We start from the raw sequence: 16,756 nt of genomic DNA on the forward strand, positions 1-16,756 counted from the left end.
TAATTTTTATACCCAGTTTAAAATTCGTTTTATAAGTTTAAGTTTTCCTCCGTACGGAGCATAACGCAAAGGAACATCTAACCAGTTTGCTTTTTTAACTACTGCTTTTTGATGCGAAAAACTGTCAAATCCTAAACGGCCATGATAGGCACCTATTCCGGAATGTCCCACACCTCCAAAAGGCAATTTATGATTGGCAAAATGAATTAAAGTGTCGTTAATACAACCACCGCCAAATGAATAACGCTCGCTAATTTCTTTTATAAATGCTTTGTTCTCCGAAAATAAATATAAAGCCAGCGGTTTTTCAAAACGGGAAATGATTCTCTCAATATCGGTTTTATTTTCATACGACTTTATCGGAAGTATGGGTCCGAAAATTTCTTCCTGCATTACAGGACTATCCAAGTCCGGTTCCTCAATTAGCGTTGGGGCAAGATATAATTCTTCTTCCTGATATTGTCCTCCAAAAATAATGTTTTGATTTTCCAGTAAACCGATTTGTCGTCTCCAGTTTTTTAAATTGATAATTCGAGCAAAGTCTTTTGAATTTTCAGGATTTTCACCCAAGGCTTTTTGAATTTCTTCTTTAAGTAATTCAATAAATTTTTTCTTTACTCTGTAATGAACTAAAATATAATCAGGAGCAATACAGGTTTGTCCAGCGTTGACTAATTTCCCCCAAGCAATTCTCTTGGCGGCCAAAGGAAGATTTGCTGTTTCATCAACAATACAAGGACTTTTGCCTCCTAATTCCAGAGTAACAGGTGTCATATGTTCAGATGCCGCTTTGGCTACAATTTTGCCAACGGGAACACTACCGGTGAAAAATATATAATCCCAACGTTTTTGTAATAAATCTTGAGCAATGGTATGGTCTCCTGTTACGACTAAAGCTTGTCTCACATCAAAAGTTTCTCGGATGATTTTTGAGATTAATGCTGAAGTATATGGAGTCATTTCAGAAGGCTTTAATGTTACGCTATTTCCTGCCGCTATAGCTGCTACAAGAGGAGATAAGGCCAACTGAAAAGGGTAATTCCATGGGGCTATGATTAGTACTTTTCCATAGGGTTCCTTGTAGATATAATCAGAAGACGGAAAATTTAAAAGAGAAGGTAAGACCCTTTGAGGTTTTGCCCACTGGTTTAAATTTTTTATCGTATGCTTTAAATCGTTTATTACGTAAGAAGTTTCGGTGATAACACCTTCAAATCTTGGTTTTTTAAAATCTTTATATAAAGCATCCAAAATTTCTTCTTCGTGAACGATTATATTTTTTAGAAGTTTTCGTAGAACTTCTTTTCTTTCCGAAACAGAAGGGAATGTTCTCATATCATTTTTTGCTAAAGGTAAAGATTAAATCGAATTCCAAATTACATCATCAGGAACGGGAGCCGTAATTTCAAGGGTTTCTTTAGATACGGGATGCACAAACTGGAGTTTTCGAGCGTGAAGATGAATGCCACCATCAGGATTACTACGATCAAAACCATATTTTAAATCACCTTTTATTGGACATCCAATTGCTGAAAGTTGAGAACGTATTTGATGATGACGCCCTGTGTGCAATTGAATTTCTAAAACAAAATAATTTTTTAATTCTTTGATTATTTTATAGTCTAAACTCGCTTTTTTACTGTCTGAAACTTCTTTGCTATAAGCTTTTGAAGTATTATTTTGAGTGTTTCTTTTCAGAAAATGAATTAATAGGTCTTCGTTTTTTGGAGGTCGGTTTTTAACGACTGCCCAATATGTTTTTTGTGTTTCTCTGTTACTGAACATCTCATTAAGACGTGTCAATGCCTTACTGGTTCTGGCAAAAACAACTATTCCCGTAGTGGGTCTGTCTAAACGATGAACTACTCCAAGAAAAACTTCACCAGGCTTGTGGTATTTTTCTTTGATGTATTCTTTAACGACATCAGATAATGGTTTGTCGCCGGTTTTGTCTCCTTGAACTATATCGCCAACACGTTTATTTACCACAATAATGTGATTGTCTTCATAGAGTACTTGAAGGTTGTCTTTGTTGGAAAGAATTTTCATTTATAAAATTTCAAATTAAAATGGTTTCTAATTTGAATTAATATTGTTCATTGATGTTTGGGAAATCTTCTGATTTTACATCGGAAACATATTGTCCTATAGATTTAGTCATATCTTCATATAAGTTCATATAACGACGTAAGAATCTTGGACTGAATTCGTTGTTCATTCCTAACATATCGTGTACCACTAATACTTGACCATCTACACCGCCTCCTGCACCGATTCCTATAACCGGAATGGCAATACTTTCGGCTACTTTTCTAGCTAAGGCTGCAGGGATTTTTTCAAGAACTAAGGCAAAGCAACCTATTTTTTCTAATAATTTAGCATCTTCCAAAAGTTTTTCTGCTTCTGCTTCTTCTTTAGCGCGAACAGTATACGTTCCGAATTTGTAGATAGATTGAGGGGTTAAACCCAAATGTCCCATAACAGGAATTCCAGCTTGAAGTATTTTACGAATTGATTCTTTGATTTCTTTTCCACCTTCTAATTTTACGGCATGACCACCACTTTCTTTCATTACACGAATAGCAGATCGTAAGGCTTCTTTAGAATCAGATTGGTAGGAACCAAAAGGTAGATCTACTACAACTAAGGCTCTTTCGGCACCACGAACTACTGAAGAAGCGTGATAAATCATTTGATCAAGTGTAATAGGTAAAGTCGTTTCATGTCCAGCCATTACGTTACTTGCCGAATCGCCAACTAAAATCACATCTACACCAGCCGAATCCACTATTTTAGCCATGGTGTAATCGTAGGCCGTTAGCATAGAGATTTTTTCTCCGTTAGCTTTCATATCAATTAATGACTTGGTAGTGATTCTTTTATAATCTTTTTTAGCTGTAGACATAATTTTGTGTTTTGTTTGGTTTGTAAAATTACTATAATTTATAAAAAAATTGTAACATATTTACCATTAATACTACTTATTGTCTTAAAAATTGATTTTTGATGAGAGTTTTTTTAGTAATGATAGCATTAGGATTTTCCGTAATGTTACAAGCGCAAAAGGTTGAAGTGGAGAATACGATTAAACAATTTTTCACAGGTTTTCATGCGAAAGACACTGTCAAAATTAAATCGATTTGTGATGAAACTATGATGTTACAGTCTATTTTAGAAAATAAAACAGAGTCTAAATTGAAACAGGAAAAAAGTACTGATTTCTTTAAATCTATTGCTAAAATTCCAAATGAAGTACGTTTTGAAGAAAAAATCTTAAGCTACAAGATAAAAATTGATGGAGCTATGGCTCATGCCTGGACACCATATGAATTTTATTTAAACGGAAAACTTAGTCACAAAGGGGTTAATTCTTTTACTCTTTTCAAGACAGCACAAGGATGGAAGATTGTTCATATTATTGATACCAGAAGAAAATAGTTTTTTACTTACTGAAGAAATTGTTCTGGTGAATTATAAACGATAGACTACTGCCAATAGTATAATAAATCAGGTCACTCCACAAAAAGCCTTCCCCTAATAAGTAATGACCTATCGTGGTTCCTCTAAAAGTTACAAGCCAAGATAAATCGCAAATTTGTTGTATCTCGATTAAATAGCAAATAACTAAACTAATTCCTAAAATAGTTAAGGATTTTGTTTTGGGAAACAACAAGCACACTATAAAGTATACCATCGAAGCATATAAAATATCACCAAAAAACAAAGGAATAAACTCAAATTGACGAGACAATATCCCTAGGATGATGATGTAACAAGTAGTGACAAGATATGTAATGCGTTGCTTTTCTATAGTAAATCGAAATTAACAATCGGCAACATTAACCGCTACAGCTAGGCCTCCTTCAGAAGTTTCTTTGTATTTATTATTCATATCCTTTGCTGTTTCCCACATGGTATTGATAACTTTGTCTAATGGTACTTTAGCATTTTTAGGATCGGTTTCTAAAGCTAATTCAGCAGCATTGATGGCTTTAATAGCTCCCATAGTATTTCTTTCAATACACGGAATTTGAACTAAACCACCAATAGGATCGCACGTTAAACCTAAATGATGTTCCATGGCTATTTCTGAAGCCATTAAAACTTGTTCAGGTGTTCCGCCCATAAGTTCACACAATGCACCGGCAGCCATTGCAGAGGAAACACCAATTTCTGCTTGACAGCCACCCATAGCAGCTGAAATCGTGGCTCCTTTTTTGAAAATACTTCCAATTTCTCCAGCAACCATTAAGAATTGTTTTACCTGTTCTTCGTTAGCCTGATGGTTTTCAATTACCATATAATACATTAAAACAGCTGGTATAACTCCCGCACTTCCATTGGTAGGAGCGGTAACTACTCTTCCTAAAGAGGCATTAACTTCATTAACAGCTAAAGCAAAACAACTTACCCATTTTAATATTTGCCGGAATTTTACTTCGGTTTTACGTATGGTTTCTAGCCATTCTTGTGGTGTAGAATAATTGGCCAAACCGATTAAATTCTGATGCATATCAAAAGCTCTTCGGCGGACATTTAATCCACCAGGAAGAATTCCTTCGCTATGACAACCTATGTACATGCACTCTAGCATGGTATTCCAGATGCGGAGCAATTCACGGTGAATTTCCTCTTCGGAACGCATCGATTTCTCATTATCGTAAACAATTTCAGATATTTTTCGATTTTGTTTTTGACAATAATCTAATAATTCAGAGGCGTAATTTATAGGATATGGGAAAGCACATTGAATAGTGTTTTCACTGGTTTGGACATTATCTTTCTCTTCTTTAACAACAAAACCACCACCGATGGAATAAAACGTTGATTGGTAATTACTGTCATCCTTCAAAAAGGCAGTAAATGTCATTCCGTTGGCGTGAAAAGGAAGAAAATTTTTATTGAAAACGATGTCTCGCTCTATTTGAAAATCAATTAAAAAGGAATTATTAAGATTTAATTGATGGTTGTTACGAATATCTTTTATGATACCGTCTATATCTTGTACCGGAATGTATTCAGGATCCTGACCGCTAAGACCTAACATAACGGCTAAATCTGTGGCGTGTCCTATTCCAGTTAATGACAATGAACCGTATAAATCTACTTTGATTTGTGAGATTTCTGAAAGAATGTTTTTTTCTTGTAGCTCTTTTAAAAATCGTTCAGCAGCACGCCAAGGACCAAGGGTATGAGAACTTGAAGGGCCTACACCAATCTTTAACATGTCAAAAATTGAAATACATTCTTCCATAATATAATTATTGATTTATACTTGCAAAGATAACCGCTATAATCAAACAAAAAAGAGATAATTTTTTAAAAAACACCAATAGATTAGTTCAATATCGTGTTGATGTATTTAATAATTTCATCATTAGGCGTTTGAGTGGTATTAAATCCTATATTATGATTTCCGTAGGGTTCATAAACTGCCATATTGTTGAATTGAAACAACCCAATAGTAGGGGATAGGGAAGCACTAGCGAGATGCATAATACCACTATCGGCACCAATGAAAACATCACAATTAGATATAAAACTAGCAATTTCTCGGACATCTTTACTGTAGAATGATGGAATGGTAAAATTCAATTGAGAAATATTTTCAACTGGAAGCACTTCGATAATGTTATAGTCAGGAAATGCTTGTTTCAATTCTTGATAGAAGGTTTCCCACCATTCTATGCAATAACATTTTTGACCGGTAGCATAAGTGAAAACTGCAATTGTCTTGTGATCATTCTGGATTAAATCTTTCAATAATTGCTTTCCTTTATTTTTTTCAGTGTCATTTAATTTTAAATCCAATAAAGGAATATTTTCAAATGAAATTTTATTTAATATAGACCTAATATCGTAAATTGGTTTTTTAGCAATATGTTTATAGCCAAGGAATTGAGCTTGTAAGGATTCGTTATTCTCACTGAAAATTCGGTATTTGGCATTAGAAAATTTAGTGGCTAATTTTCCAGAAGAAGAACCTGGAGTGACATTGATAGCAATATCATACGAATTAGTAATCAATTTCATCCAACCTTTTACATATTTAAAAAATTCTTTGAAATGCTTTTTCGGTAAGGTGATTACATCGTCTACATTGGTATAATTTTCAAATAAAATCGGTCCTAATCCTCCTTTTAAAAACAAATCTACTTTACTGTTGGGGAATAGAGACTCTAATTCCTGAACTAAAGGAGTGATTAATAACTGATTTCCTAATCGGTGATTAGGTCTAATCACAATAATTTTACGGATTTTCTGAGGATCAATAGTTTCAAAACTTTTATAATTTGTTTTTCCAATATTCTTAGTCAATCCCTTTGTGATTTTTCTTCTGTAGTTATTTATTTTTTTTAACATTTAGTTTAGAATTTAGTTTGCTAAAATAGTTTTTTTATGTAATTATTTCAATTGTGAATAGGAAATAAATCCAATAGCTAAAAGAGAAAGTAAAATTCCTAAATAATTCCATCGATTTACTTTTTCTTTAAAAACCATAATTCCAACTAAACTACCTAAAACAATTACCCCCATGTTCATACTTGCAAAAACCGTCGACGGATTGCTAGACAAGGCTTGATGCGCTTTAATGTAAAGTGAAATATTTCCAAAATTGAGTATTCCTACTCCAATGCCCCATAGAATATTGATAGGATTAAAAGATTCTTTGCCTTTGATTAAATAATAAATCGAAATAATTAAAGAAACGAATAAGGCTCCCGGGAACACTAAAAAGAGCACTTCTGTAAACTGTAATTCCTGTAAAGAAGCTACTTTTTTAAATAGGATATCAATAACACCAAAGCCTAATAAAACAAGAGGTAAAAAGTGCCATTTGTTATTTTTGGTCAATTCAGCATCATTTTTTCTGTAAAAAGTTAGAAAAATCGCTACGAAAGCGAGTAGTATTCCAATCCATTTATAGATGCCAAAGATTTCTTTCGCGATAAAAAAAGAAAACAAAAGTGATAAGAACAAGGACATTCGTTGGGCGATATCTGTTTTTACAATGCCACTATATTTGATTGCTTTAGCTTGGAACACAAAAATTACAGGAAGTAAAATGCTCAAGGCTATAATAATACTAGAAGTGGAAGAACTTAATTGCGTTTTTAATTGGGGTTGATACATCAGTTGAGTTAAACCCCAAGCGATGATATAGTTAATGCTAATAATTTGGTAAAAGCTATAGTGTTTCTTTTTTGCTAATTTCAAAAGAATTCCAACGGAAACACTGCAAATAACACTAAGTACAACGTATAGCATAATTATTTTTTATGCAATGATACAAAAAAAGCCCTGATTTCTCAGAGCTCTTTGTTTGGATTATTTTTGATTTTCGATCCATTTTCTAGCATTCACAAAAGCTTCAATCCATGGAGAAACCTCGTCTTTTTCTTCTCTTTCTGGGTAATACGCCCAGTTCCATGGAAAAATAGAACGCTCAATGTGTGGCATCATCACTAAATGTCTTCCAGTAGTATCGCATAGCATAGCGGTGTTAAAATCAGAACCATTTGGATTGGCAGGATAACCTTCGTAAGCATATTTACCTACAATATTGTATTTTTCTTCAGCATAAGGCAATTTAAATTTACCCTCACCATGTGAAATCCAAACCCCAAGTGTTAATCCTTCTAAAGAAGATAACATCACCGAGTTATTCTTTTGGATTTTAACTGATGTAAACCCACTTTCGTGTTTGTTTGAGGTATTGTGATGCATTTTGCCATGTATTTCGTGTTCAGGATTAATTAATTCTAATTCCATAAACAATTGGCATCCATTACAAATACCAACAGATAATGTATCTTTTCTATTAAAGAAGTTTTTTAAAGCAGTATTTGCTTTTTCATTGTAAAGGAACGCACCGGCCCATCCTTTTGCAGATCCTAAAACATCTGAATTAGAGAATCCACCCACGGCTCCGATAAACTGAATATCTTCAAGCGTTTCACGACCCGAAATTAAATCGGTCATGTGTACGTCTTTAACATCAAATCCTGCCAAATACATTGCATTAGCCATTTCACGTTCAGAATTACTTCCTTTTTCACGAATAATCGCTGCTTTTGGTCTTGAACCAACAGGAGCAATGTCACCCTGAGCTTGACGAAGGGTTCCATCAAAACTACTAGGGAAAACAAATTCTAAAGGTTGGTTTTTGTAGTTCGCATAACGCGCTTCTGCCATACCATTCTTCGATTGTTTAGTATCTAATAAATACGAAGTTTTAAACCAAGTATCTCTTGATTCTGTAATGGAGAAATTAAAGTTGTCATTTCCGTTTTTAATAGCAATGAAATCGCCTTCTAATACTGAACCAATTTTGAATATTTCAATGCCATTAGCTTTGAAAGTTGCTTCCACATCTTCATTCGCTTGGAAAACAACTGCAATATTTTCGTTGAATAAGGTTTTTACGGTATCTGATTCACCTAATACAGATAAATCATAAGCAGCGCCAACGCCCACTTCAGCAAACGATAATTCTAATAAAGTTGTGATTAAACCGCCACTTCCAATATCGTGTCCAGCTTTGATTTTACGATCTTTGATTAATTCTTGTAAGGTGTTAAAGGCTTTTTTAAAATAAGTAGCATCTTTAATCGTTGGTACTTCTGAACCTACTTTGTTTAGAATTTGGTAAAATGAACTACCACCTAATTTGAATCTATCTTGTGATAAGTTTAAGTAGTAGATATTACCACCATTTCTTTTTAAAACAGGTTCTACAACTTTGGTTATATTAGAACAATTTCCAATAGCCGAAATAATTACTGTTCCTGGAGCAATTACTTCATCATTTGGATATTTTTGTTTCATAGATAAGGAATCTTTTCCTGTTGGAATATTGATTCCTAACTCAATTGCAAAATCGGAACATCCTTTCACTGCTTGGTATAAACGAGCGTCTTCACCCTCATTTTTACAAGCCCACATCCAATTCGCAGATAAGGAAACAGACTGTAAACCATTTTTAATTGGCGCCCAAACTAAGTTAGATAAAGCCTCTCCAATTGAATTTCTGGAACCCGCAACAGGGTCAACTAATGCAGAAATAGGCGAGTGCCCAATCGAAGTCGCAATTCCTTCTTTTCCTTTAAAATCTAATGCCATAACCCCGACATTATTTAAAGGAAGTTGTAATGGACCTGCACACTGTTGTTTTGCCACGCGTCCGCCTACACAACGGTCTACTTTGTTAGTTAACCAATCTTTACAAGCCACCGCTTCTAATTGTAAAACTTGATTTAAATAGGTTGGAATTTCTGAAGTTGTATATTCTGGATTGGTATAATTACGTTTTATGCTCTTATCGGTCATGATCGTTTTTGGAGAACTTCCAAAGAAATCTTCCAAAGCATAGTCCATTGGTTTTGCGCCTGTGGTTTTTGATTCAAAAGTAAATCGATGATCATTGGTAACATCTCCAACGGTGTACATAGGTGCACGTTCCCTTTCTGCGATGCGTTGTAAAGTTTCGATATCTTTTTCACCAATCACTAATCCCATTCTTTCTTGCGATTCGTTACCGATGATTTCTTTAGCTGAAAGGGTAGGGTCACCCACTGGTAATTTATCTAAATCGATATGCCCGCCTGTAGCTTCAACTAATTCAGACAAACAGTTTAAGTGTCCACCAGCTCCGTGATCATGAATAGAAACAATTGGGTTGTTATCGCTTTCTACTAACCCACGAATAGCATTTGCAGCACGTTTTTGCATTTCAGGATTGGAACGTTGAATCGCATTTAATTCAATTCCTGAACCAAATGCTCCTGTATCAGCAGAGGATACTGCAGCACCACCCATTCCAATACGATAATTTTCACCACCTAGAATAACAATTTTATCTCCTGCTTTTGGTTCATGCTTTTTAGCTTGATCCAATTTGGCATAACCAATTCCACCCGCTTGCATGATTACTTTATCAAAACCTAATTTTCTGGCTTCTTCTTCATGCTCAAAGGTTAAAACGGAACCAGTAATTAAAGGTTGCCCAAATTTATTTCCAAAATCGGAAGCCCCGTTAGACGCTTTAATTAAAATATCCATTGGTGTTTGGTACAACCATTTTCTTTCTTCCATTCCTTTTTCCCATGGACGTTCTTCGTTTAATCTTGAATAGGAAGTCATGTAAACGGCTGTTCCTGCTAAGGGTAACGAACCTTGACCACCTGCTAAACGGTCGCGAATTTCACCACCCGAGCCTGTTGCAGCTCCATTAAAAGGTTCTACTGTGGTAGGGAAATTATGTGTTTCTGCTTTTAAAGAAAGTACCGAATCAAATGCTGATTCTTGATAGAAATCAGGTTTATCCGCACTTTTAGGAGCAAATTGAACTGCTTTCGGACCTTTTACAAAAGCCACATTGTCTTTGTAAGCAGAAACAATATCGTTTGGATTCGTTTCTGATGTTTTCTTGATTAACTTGAATAGGGAAGTAGGTTGTTCTTCACCATCAATCACAAAGGTTCCATTGAAAATTTTATGTCGGCAATGCTCTGAGTTCGCTTGCGAAAAAGCAAAAATCTCTGAATCAGTTAGTTTTCTGCCAATTTTATTCGATAAATTATGAAGATATTCTACTTCTTCAGGACTTAAAGCCAAACCTTCTTGTTGGTTGTAAGCGTTAATATCTTCAATTTCTAAAATAGGTTCTGGTTGGATATTGATGGTGTAAATGTCCTGATTTAATTCCGAATATTTTTGCGATAACATCGGATCAAAATCAGTGAAATCGGCATTTACTTTTTGGAATTCTTCAATACGAATAATTCCTTCAATTCCCATGTTTTGAGTGATTTCAACAGCATTGGTACTCCACGGAGTAATCATAGCTGCACGAGGTCCAACAAAAAAATCCGTCAATACGGATTTTTCTATTTTATGTGCGTGGCCAAAAAGCCAGTTTAATTTGTTGATGTCTTCTGTCGATAAGTCATGTTGCGTTTGTACCGCAAAAACCGTATTGGATTGGTTTCCGAAGAAATGAATCATGTTGTGTTGTTGTTGTGTTTGTTTTGCAAATTTACTATTTCACTTTTGAAATACGAAGCGCTTTTTAAAAAATTATTTACAAGTATTGATGGGTAAAATTTCCCAATTGCTTTTATTGAAGTTTGTGCTAGGGATAGCGTTGCTTTTTTTTCGCTTTAGGGTCTCATTTTCCGAGAATATTTTGGCGTCATTAAAAGTACCCAAACAATCAATTAATTTGTCATTTAAAAATAAACCAATAGGATCGTTGCCATTAAATTCGAGTTCGGTTGACTCTAATCGTAAGCTATTGGAATAGGAACAATTGAGTTGCGATTTTGGATGCAGTATGATTAAACTTTGGTTAGGCGCTAATTTACTTTTGACTTTTAGTCCGTTAGACCAACCACCTTTGCCATTGGTCTGTTTTTTTATCGTGTAATTTCCTAAATCAATTGACTTCGAAGTTCCATTGGTAATAATCAATGCTTTATTGTTTCCAGAACCTTCAATGTAGGCCGAAAAATATACATTCCCAGTCGTATTATTTGGTGTAGCGATGATAGGAGGAGAGGTTTTAGTTTTCTGAATACTTTTGGTATTGGTTTGATTTATTGTTGTCTTTTTAGAAGTATTGGTTTTTACCACCGAAGCCTTACCCCAAATTTTCTCTACGAATTCAGGATGATCAATAAATGGGTTTCTATTTCCTTGTCTTTTATAAATGGCATTATTTCGTTTCTTCTCTCGTTCACTTACTGGATCCATTTTATGCCATTGAAGCAACATATTTTTGAAGGCTTCTGTAAAAACTTGATGATTCGTACCGTTGAACATATCATAGTTATAACCAGCAACTTTATTTTCATAGCAGGTCGCAAAATAAAAATACATACGAGCGATATCGCCTTTGAATTCATTAATAGGTTCAAAAACGATTCCTTTGTATCCGTTTATGGCGCTGGAGCCCAATTTACTTCCATTTTCTGATGTCCATTTAGCCGAAGCCACGTTTCCGTGTGGAAAATTACTTCGTTTACCGTTTACTTTTCCGTCCGTAGGAGGAATAAAATGAGCATCGGAAACCATAGGAGCAGCAGAATTGAAAACAGATTGCGGGATGATATGTTCTCGATTGTAACAGTCGCCTTCAGCAGAATAAATGCCACATTGGTTGGAACCCATCTTAAAAATGTAAGGATCTTTTCCTCTTGGATTTTCAGAATACATGTCTAAGACAGATTGGTCTTTCTCATAAAAATCATCAATATCAGAAGTTTTATAGGTTTGCCATAATCCACCATAGCCTAAATCTTTATGCTTACTGATTATTTTGTGCAGTTGGGTTTTGAGTGTATAACCAGAGCCAGTAGCCGTATTATAATACCCCGCTGGAGCTTGAGAGTTAGCTAAAAAAAAGCTTAGTAATGTTACTAAGATTAATCTTGGTTTCATTAGGTAGTTTAGTTTAGTTCTTGTTGGTTTGAAATTTATGAAAAAAAGCGGTCTCTACAGACCGCTTTAGATTAATTGATAACAATTTTTTCAACAATTGATTGTGTATTTTTAGAAATTCTTACAAAATATATTCCTTTTTGAACGTTGTTAATTTCGATATTGTTTTTGTTGTTTTCTTTAGCCGAAAAAACCTTTTGTCCTAACGTGTTGAAAATTTCGATACTATAATCACCATATTCTTTAAAGTCGATAGTGAAATTTCCATTTGATGGGTTAGGATAGATAGATGTTTTTTCTTTTAAAGCAAAATTATCATTACTTAGTTTAGTACATTCAGTAGACCAGATTTGACAAACATATTCAGGATGATCGATGAAAGGATTTCTGTTTGATTGATAATTAAATGCTGCATCATTTCTTTTAATTTCTTTTAAACTAACAGGATCTTGTAAATGCCAAGTTAAAAGAATATTGATGAAAGTTGGACTAAATACTTTGTTTGTTGATCCATCAAACATTACTCTAGCATCAACGGTAGTGTATAAACTATATAATTCATCCATATCATCTTCGTAGCGTGTTGCAAAATATAAGAATACACGGGCTATATCTCCTTTAAATTTGTCAATAGGTTCAAAAACAGTTCCTGAATATCCTATAGCATATCCCGAATTAGAAGCATTTCCTAATTTAGATCCATTAGAAGAAGTATAACTTGCTGTATTTCCAACTTTGCCAAAAGGAAAATCAGCTCTCATTCCGTTTACTTTGCCATCGGTTGGATAAACATGTTGAATGTCAGTTTTCATGATTAAATATTTAGATAGTTGTGGTCCTGAATTATTATGGCCAAAATAAGATTGAGGAATTAGATGTTCTCTATTATAGCAATCTCCTTCATTAACGTAGGAGCCACATTGCCCATTATTTCCACCAGATGCAGTATTAAAGTTGAAATTGTAAGTGTCTGGACCATTTGGATTTTCCGTATATATATCAACTATTGTATTGTCATCTTCATAACCAATACCCATATCTCTGTCTGTAGTACCATAAGCTGACCAAAGTCCATTATTCGTGGTGTTTGTTCCTGTTCCATAACCTTTATCTACATGAAAATATTCGGGTGATAAACCGTCATTATTACTGTTGATTATTTTTTTTAATTGGGTTTTAAGAGCCCAGCCTGATAAACCATTTGCAGAATCATAATATCCAGTAGGAATTTGAGCTATCCCAAGAAAGGAACTCAACAAAACGATTAAGAAGTAATTTTTTTTCATAAATATTTTGGTTTTTGGGGTTAAGGTTAAGATTTTCTTTCTAACAAAGCCATATAGAATCCGTCATACCCTGTTTCGTGAGCTAGGATTTTATGGTCTTCTACAAAGGTAAAATTTTTTCCGCTTTCTGTTGCTAGAAATTTTTGTATTTGTTCTTGATTTTCAGAAGGTAAGATAGAACAAGTAGCGTAAACCAATTTTCCTCCCGGTTTTACTATTTTCGAGTAATTTTCTAAAACTTCTGCCTGTACTTTTTTGATGTTGTCTATGAATTCAGGTTGCAATTTCCATTTGCTATCGGGGTTACGTTTTAAAACACCCAAACCGCTACAAGGAGCGTCAATAAGAACTCTGTCCGCTTTTTCGTGTAGTTTTTTAATCGTTTTAGAACTTTCTATCACACGGGTTTCAATGTTGTGCACTCCGTTGCGGCGGGCACGTAATTTGAGCTGATTGAGTTTACTTTCATATAAATCTAAAGCAATCAATTGACCTTTATTTTCCATGATAGAAGCTAGGTGCAATGTTTTTCCACCCGCTCCTGCACAGGTGTCAACTACGCGCATTCCTGGTTTTACATCTAATAAAGGTGCTACCAATTGTGATGAAGCATCTTGAACTTCAAATAATCCGTCTTTGAATTCTTGAGTTAAAAAAACATTAGCGCGTTCTTTTAAAACTAAGGCTTGAGGTTGATTCTTAATGTATTCCGTTTCGATATTCGCATCCATTAAACGGGCGCGAAGTTTATCTGGAGTTATTTTTAATGTATTGGTACGTAGAATTACTTTGGCTTGTTCGTTTTGTGCTTTAATTTCTTTTGTCCAAACCACTTCTCCTAATTCTTTTACTCCTAAAGCATCCATCCAATCTGGAATAGATTCTTTGATGGCTCTGTTCTTTGACAATTCATCGAAACGACCTTTTATTTTTCGTTCCGGTGTGCCTTGTAATTGTGTCCAATCCGGGATAGGGTAACCTCTTAGGACTGCCCAAGCCGCAAACATACGCCACAGATTATCACGGTTATAAGGTTCTTTAACCTCTGCAATTTCGGCATATAAACGTTTCCAACGTACAATTTCATAGATGGTTTCCGCAACAAACTTACGGTCGGCGCTGCCCCAGCGTTTGTCCTTTTTCAAGGCTCTGGCTACTACTTTATCGGCGTATTCTCCTTCGTTAAAAATGGCATTTAGAGAGTCTATTGTGGTGTAAACCAAATTTCTATGTAATCGCATGTTGTTAATTTTGAGCGTGCAAAGATACTATAAAGTTTTAAGTTTAAGGTTTAGAGCTTAAAGTTTTTTGCTATTATACAGAATAAATGGTGTGTTCATACGGCGAATTGCGTTAACGGGTGAAGCTAGCTACCGTGTAGCGCGAAACACGTGGCCCGAAGGGAAACGCCCAAATAATTGTTTAGAATATTTGAGAACTCTATATTAATTATGTACTTTTGGACTCAAATTTTGAAAAATTATCATTTTATGAAATACGATATCATAGTTTTAGGAAGTGGTCCTGGTGGTTATGTTACTGCTATTAGAGCATCACAATTAGGCTTTAAAGTAGCCGTTATCGAAAAAGAAAATTTGGGTGGAATTTGTTTGAATTGGGGTTGTATTCCAACGAAAGCGTTATTGAAATCGGCTCAAGTTTTTGATTACCTAAAACATGCTTCTGATTATGGATTAACCGTTAAGGAATTTGATAAAGATTTTAATGCGGTGATTGCACGTTCTCGTTCCGTAGCTGATGGAATGAGCAAAGGTGTTCAATTCTTAATGAAAAAGAATAAAATTGACGTTATTGATGGTTTTGGAAAAGTAAAACCAGGAAAAAAAGTAGACGTTACTACTGCTGATGGTAAAGTTACCGAATATTCGGCAGATCATATTATTATTGCTACTGGAGCGCGTTCTCGTGAATTACCTAACTTACCTCAAGATGGTAAAAAAGTAATAGGATACCGCCAAGCTATGACTTTAGCGGAGCAACCAAAGAAAATGATTGTGGTTGGTTCTGGTGCGATTGGAGTGGAGTTTGCTCATTTCTACAACACTATGGGAACGGAAGTAACCATTGTAGAATTCATGCCAAACATTGTTCCGGTGGAAGACGAAGATATCTCTAAACAATTTGAGCGTTCTTTGAAAAAATCAGGAATCAACATTATGACTAATTCTTCAGTAGAAAGAATTGATACGTCTGGTGAGGGTGTTAAAGCTTTTGTGAAAACGGCTAAAGGAGAGGAAGTTTTAGAAGCGGATATTTTATTATCTGCAGTTGGAATTAAATCGAACATCGAGAACATTGGTTTAGAAGAGGTAGGAATTGCTACCGATAGAGATAAAATTTTAGTGAATGCTTATTACCAAACTAATGTACCGGGTTACTATGCAATTGGTGACGTAGTTCCAGGTCAAGCATTAGCTCACGTGGCTTCAGCAGAAGGAATCTTATGTGTGGAAAAAATCGCAGGATTACATGTTGAGGCATTAGACTATGGAAACATTCCAGGTTGTACATATGCTACCCCTGAAATTGCTTCGGTAGGTTTAACAGAAAAGCAAGCTAAAGAAAAAGGTTACGAAATTAAAGTGGGTAAATTTCCATTTACTGCTTCTGGTAAAGCAAAAGCAGCGGGTACTCCTGACGGTTTTGTGAAAGTAATTTTCGATGCAAAATACGGCGAATGGTTAGGTTGTCACATGATTGGTGCTGGAGTTACCGATATGATTGCAGAAGCAGTTGTAGCGCGTAAACTAGAAACTACGGGACACGAAATCTTAAAAGCAGTGCATCCTCACCCAACGATGAGTGAAGCAGTAATGGAAGCAGTTGCCGATGCTTATGGTGAAGTGATTCACTTATAATCTTTTAGAATAAAAGAAATAGATAGAAAACCGATTTGTGTAAGCAAATCGGTTTTTTTGTGGTATCTCTTTTGTAATAAATGTTTTTTAAACGAAAATATAGTTTACATCGGGTTAGGGAATATAATTATCCTGATGAAAGAATCAAAA

Annotated in this window: 12 protein-coding genes and 1 pseudogene; 2 read left to right on the forward strand and 11 right to left on the reverse strand. The window is 34.9% G+C overall.

Annotated features, from left to right (window positions below; all coding sequences use genetic code 11):
- Positions 1-6: 6 nt before the first annotated feature.
- From NAT50_RS04760 to panB, 3 genes are read right to left on the reverse strand one after another with little or no spacing between them, the layout of a single operon-like run.
- Positions 7-1,335, reverse strand: a complete 1,329-nt coding sequence (locus tag NAT50_RS04760) for an aldehyde dehydrogenase (RefSeq protein ID WP_250591951.1) — start codon at positions 1,333-1,335, stop codon at positions 7-9.
- Positions 1,336-1,359: 24 nt separating this feature from the next.
- Positions 1,360-2,049: an RluA family pseudouridine synthase gene (locus tag NAT50_RS04765; protein WP_250591953.1), complete on the reverse strand. Its 690-nt coding sequence runs from the start codon at positions 2,047-2,049 to the stop codon at positions 1,360-1,362.
- Positions 2,050-2,086: 37 nt separating this feature from the next.
- Entirely contained in the window at positions 2,087-2,905 is an 819-nt protein-coding gene (panB, locus tag NAT50_RS04770; protein ID WP_250591955.1) for a 3-methyl-2-oxobutanoate hydroxymethyltransferase, read from the reverse strand.
- A gap of 101 nt (positions 2,906-3,006) precedes the next feature.
- On the opposite strand from panB, the gene NAT50_RS04775 reads away from it, so the two are divergent.
- Entirely contained in the window at positions 3,007-3,438 is a 432-nt protein-coding gene (locus NAT50_RS04775) for a nuclear transport factor 2 family protein (RefSeq protein WP_250591957.1), read from the forward strand.
- Positions 3,439-3,442: 4 nt separating this feature from the next.
- Here the strand turns inward: NAT50_RS04775 and NAT50_RS12380 are convergent, their stop codons facing one another.
- From NAT50_RS12380 to NAT50_RS04810, 8 genes and pseudogenes are all read right to left on the reverse strand, one after another.
- A complete protein-coding gene (locus NAT50_RS12380; RefSeq protein ID WP_408610652.1) occupies positions 3,443-3,751 on the reverse strand; it encodes a ribosomal maturation YjgA family protein in 309 nt (102 codons plus the stop codon).
- A 72-nt stretch (positions 3,752-3,823) separates the two neighbouring features.
- A complete protein-coding gene (locus NAT50_RS04780; RefSeq protein ID WP_250591959.1) occupies positions 3,824-5,254 on the reverse strand; it encodes an L-serine ammonia-lyase in 1,431 nt (476 codons plus the stop codon).
- An 83-nt stretch (positions 5,255-5,337) separates the two neighbouring features.
- Positions 5,338-6,363 (reverse strand): glycosyltransferase family 9 protein, encoded by a 1,026-nt coding sequence (locus tag NAT50_RS04785; protein ID WP_250591961.1) that lies wholly within the window; start codon positions 6,361-6,363, stop codon positions 5,338-5,340.
- 42 nt (positions 6,364-6,405) lie between these two features.
- Entirely contained in the window at positions 6,406-7,269 is an 864-nt protein-coding gene (locus NAT50_RS04790; protein ID WP_250591963.1) for an EamA family transporter, read from the reverse strand.
- Between the two features lie 60 nt (positions 7,270-7,329).
- On the reverse strand, positions 7,330-11,007 hold the full coding sequence (gene purL / locus NAT50_RS04795; RefSeq protein ID WP_250591964.1) for a phosphoribosylformylglycinamidine synthase: 3,678 nt from the start codon (positions 11,005-11,007) through the stop codon (positions 7,330-7,332).
- A 189-nt stretch (positions 11,008-11,196) separates the two neighbouring features.
- Positions 11,197-12,441: pseudogene (locus NAT50_RS04800) on the reverse strand (endonuclease); the annotation flags it as partial.
- A 71-nt stretch (positions 12,442-12,512) separates the two neighbouring features.
- Positions 12,513-13,727, reverse strand: a complete 1,215-nt coding sequence (locus NAT50_RS04805) for an endonuclease (RefSeq protein ID WP_250591966.1) — start codon at positions 13,725-13,727, stop codon at positions 12,513-12,515.
- 26 nt (positions 13,728-13,753) lie between these two features.
- Positions 13,754-14,968, reverse strand: a complete 1,215-nt coding sequence (locus NAT50_RS04810; protein ID WP_250591967.1) for an RsmB/NOP family class I SAM-dependent RNA methyltransferase — start codon at positions 14,966-14,968, stop codon at positions 13,754-13,756.
- Between the two features lie 249 nt (positions 14,969-15,217).
- Here NAT50_RS04810 and lpdA point away from each other — a divergent pair, with 249 nt between their 5' ends.
- Positions 15,218-16,606: a dihydrolipoyl dehydrogenase gene (gene lpdA / locus NAT50_RS04815; RefSeq protein WP_250591968.1), complete on the forward strand. Its 1,389-nt coding sequence runs from the start codon at positions 15,218-15,220 to the stop codon at positions 16,604-16,606.
- Positions 16,607-16,756 lie beyond the last annotated feature (150 nt).

This window comes from Flavobacterium luminosum (genome assembly GCF_023635005.1).
GTDB classification, from domain to species: Bacteria; Bacteroidota; Bacteroidia; order Flavobacteriales; family Flavobacteriaceae; genus Flavobacterium; species Flavobacterium luminosum.

Excerpts from the sequence above, each read along its gene's own strand:
- NAT50_RS04760 (WP_250591951.1), bottom strand. The coding sequence starts at position 1,335 with ATGAGAACATTCCCTTCTGTTTCGGAAAGAAAAGAAGTTCTACGAAAA.
- NAT50_RS04765 (WP_250591953.1), bottom strand. The coding sequence starts at position 2,049 with ATGAAAATTCTTTCCAACAAAGACAACCTTCAAGTACTCTATGAAGAC.
- panB (WP_250591955.1), bottom strand. The coding sequence starts at position 2,905 with ATGTCTACAGCTAAAAAAGATTATAAAAGAATCACTACCAAGTCATTA.
- NAT50_RS04775 (WP_250591957.1), top strand. The coding sequence starts at position 3,007 with ATGAGAGTTTTTTTAGTAATGATAGCATTAGGATTTTCCGTAATGTTA.
- NAT50_RS04780 (WP_250591959.1), bottom strand. The coding sequence starts at position 5,254 with ATGGAAGAATGTATTTCAATTTTTGACATGTTAAAGATTGGTGTAGGC.
- NAT50_RS04785 (WP_250591961.1), bottom strand. The coding sequence starts at position 6,363 with ATGTTAAAAAAAATAAATAACTACAGAAGAAAAATCACAAAGGGATTG.
- NAT50_RS04790 (WP_250591963.1), bottom strand. The coding sequence starts at position 7,269 with ATGCTATACGTTGTACTTAGTGTTATTTGCAGTGTTTCCGTTGGAATT.
- purL (WP_250591964.1), bottom strand. The coding sequence starts at position 11,007 with ATGATTCATTTCTTCGGAAACCAATCCAATACGGTTTTTGCGGTACAA.
- NAT50_RS04805 (WP_250591966.1), bottom strand. The coding sequence starts at position 13,727 with ATGAAAAAAAATTACTTCTTAATCGTTTTGTTGAGTTCCTTTCTTGGG.
- NAT50_RS04810 (WP_250591967.1), bottom strand. The coding sequence starts at position 14,968 with ATGCGATTACATAGAAATTTGGTTTACACCACAATAGACTCTCTAAAT.
- lpdA (WP_250591968.1), top strand. The coding sequence starts at position 15,218 with ATGAAATACGATATCATAGTTTTAGGAAGTGGTCCTGGTGGTTATGTT.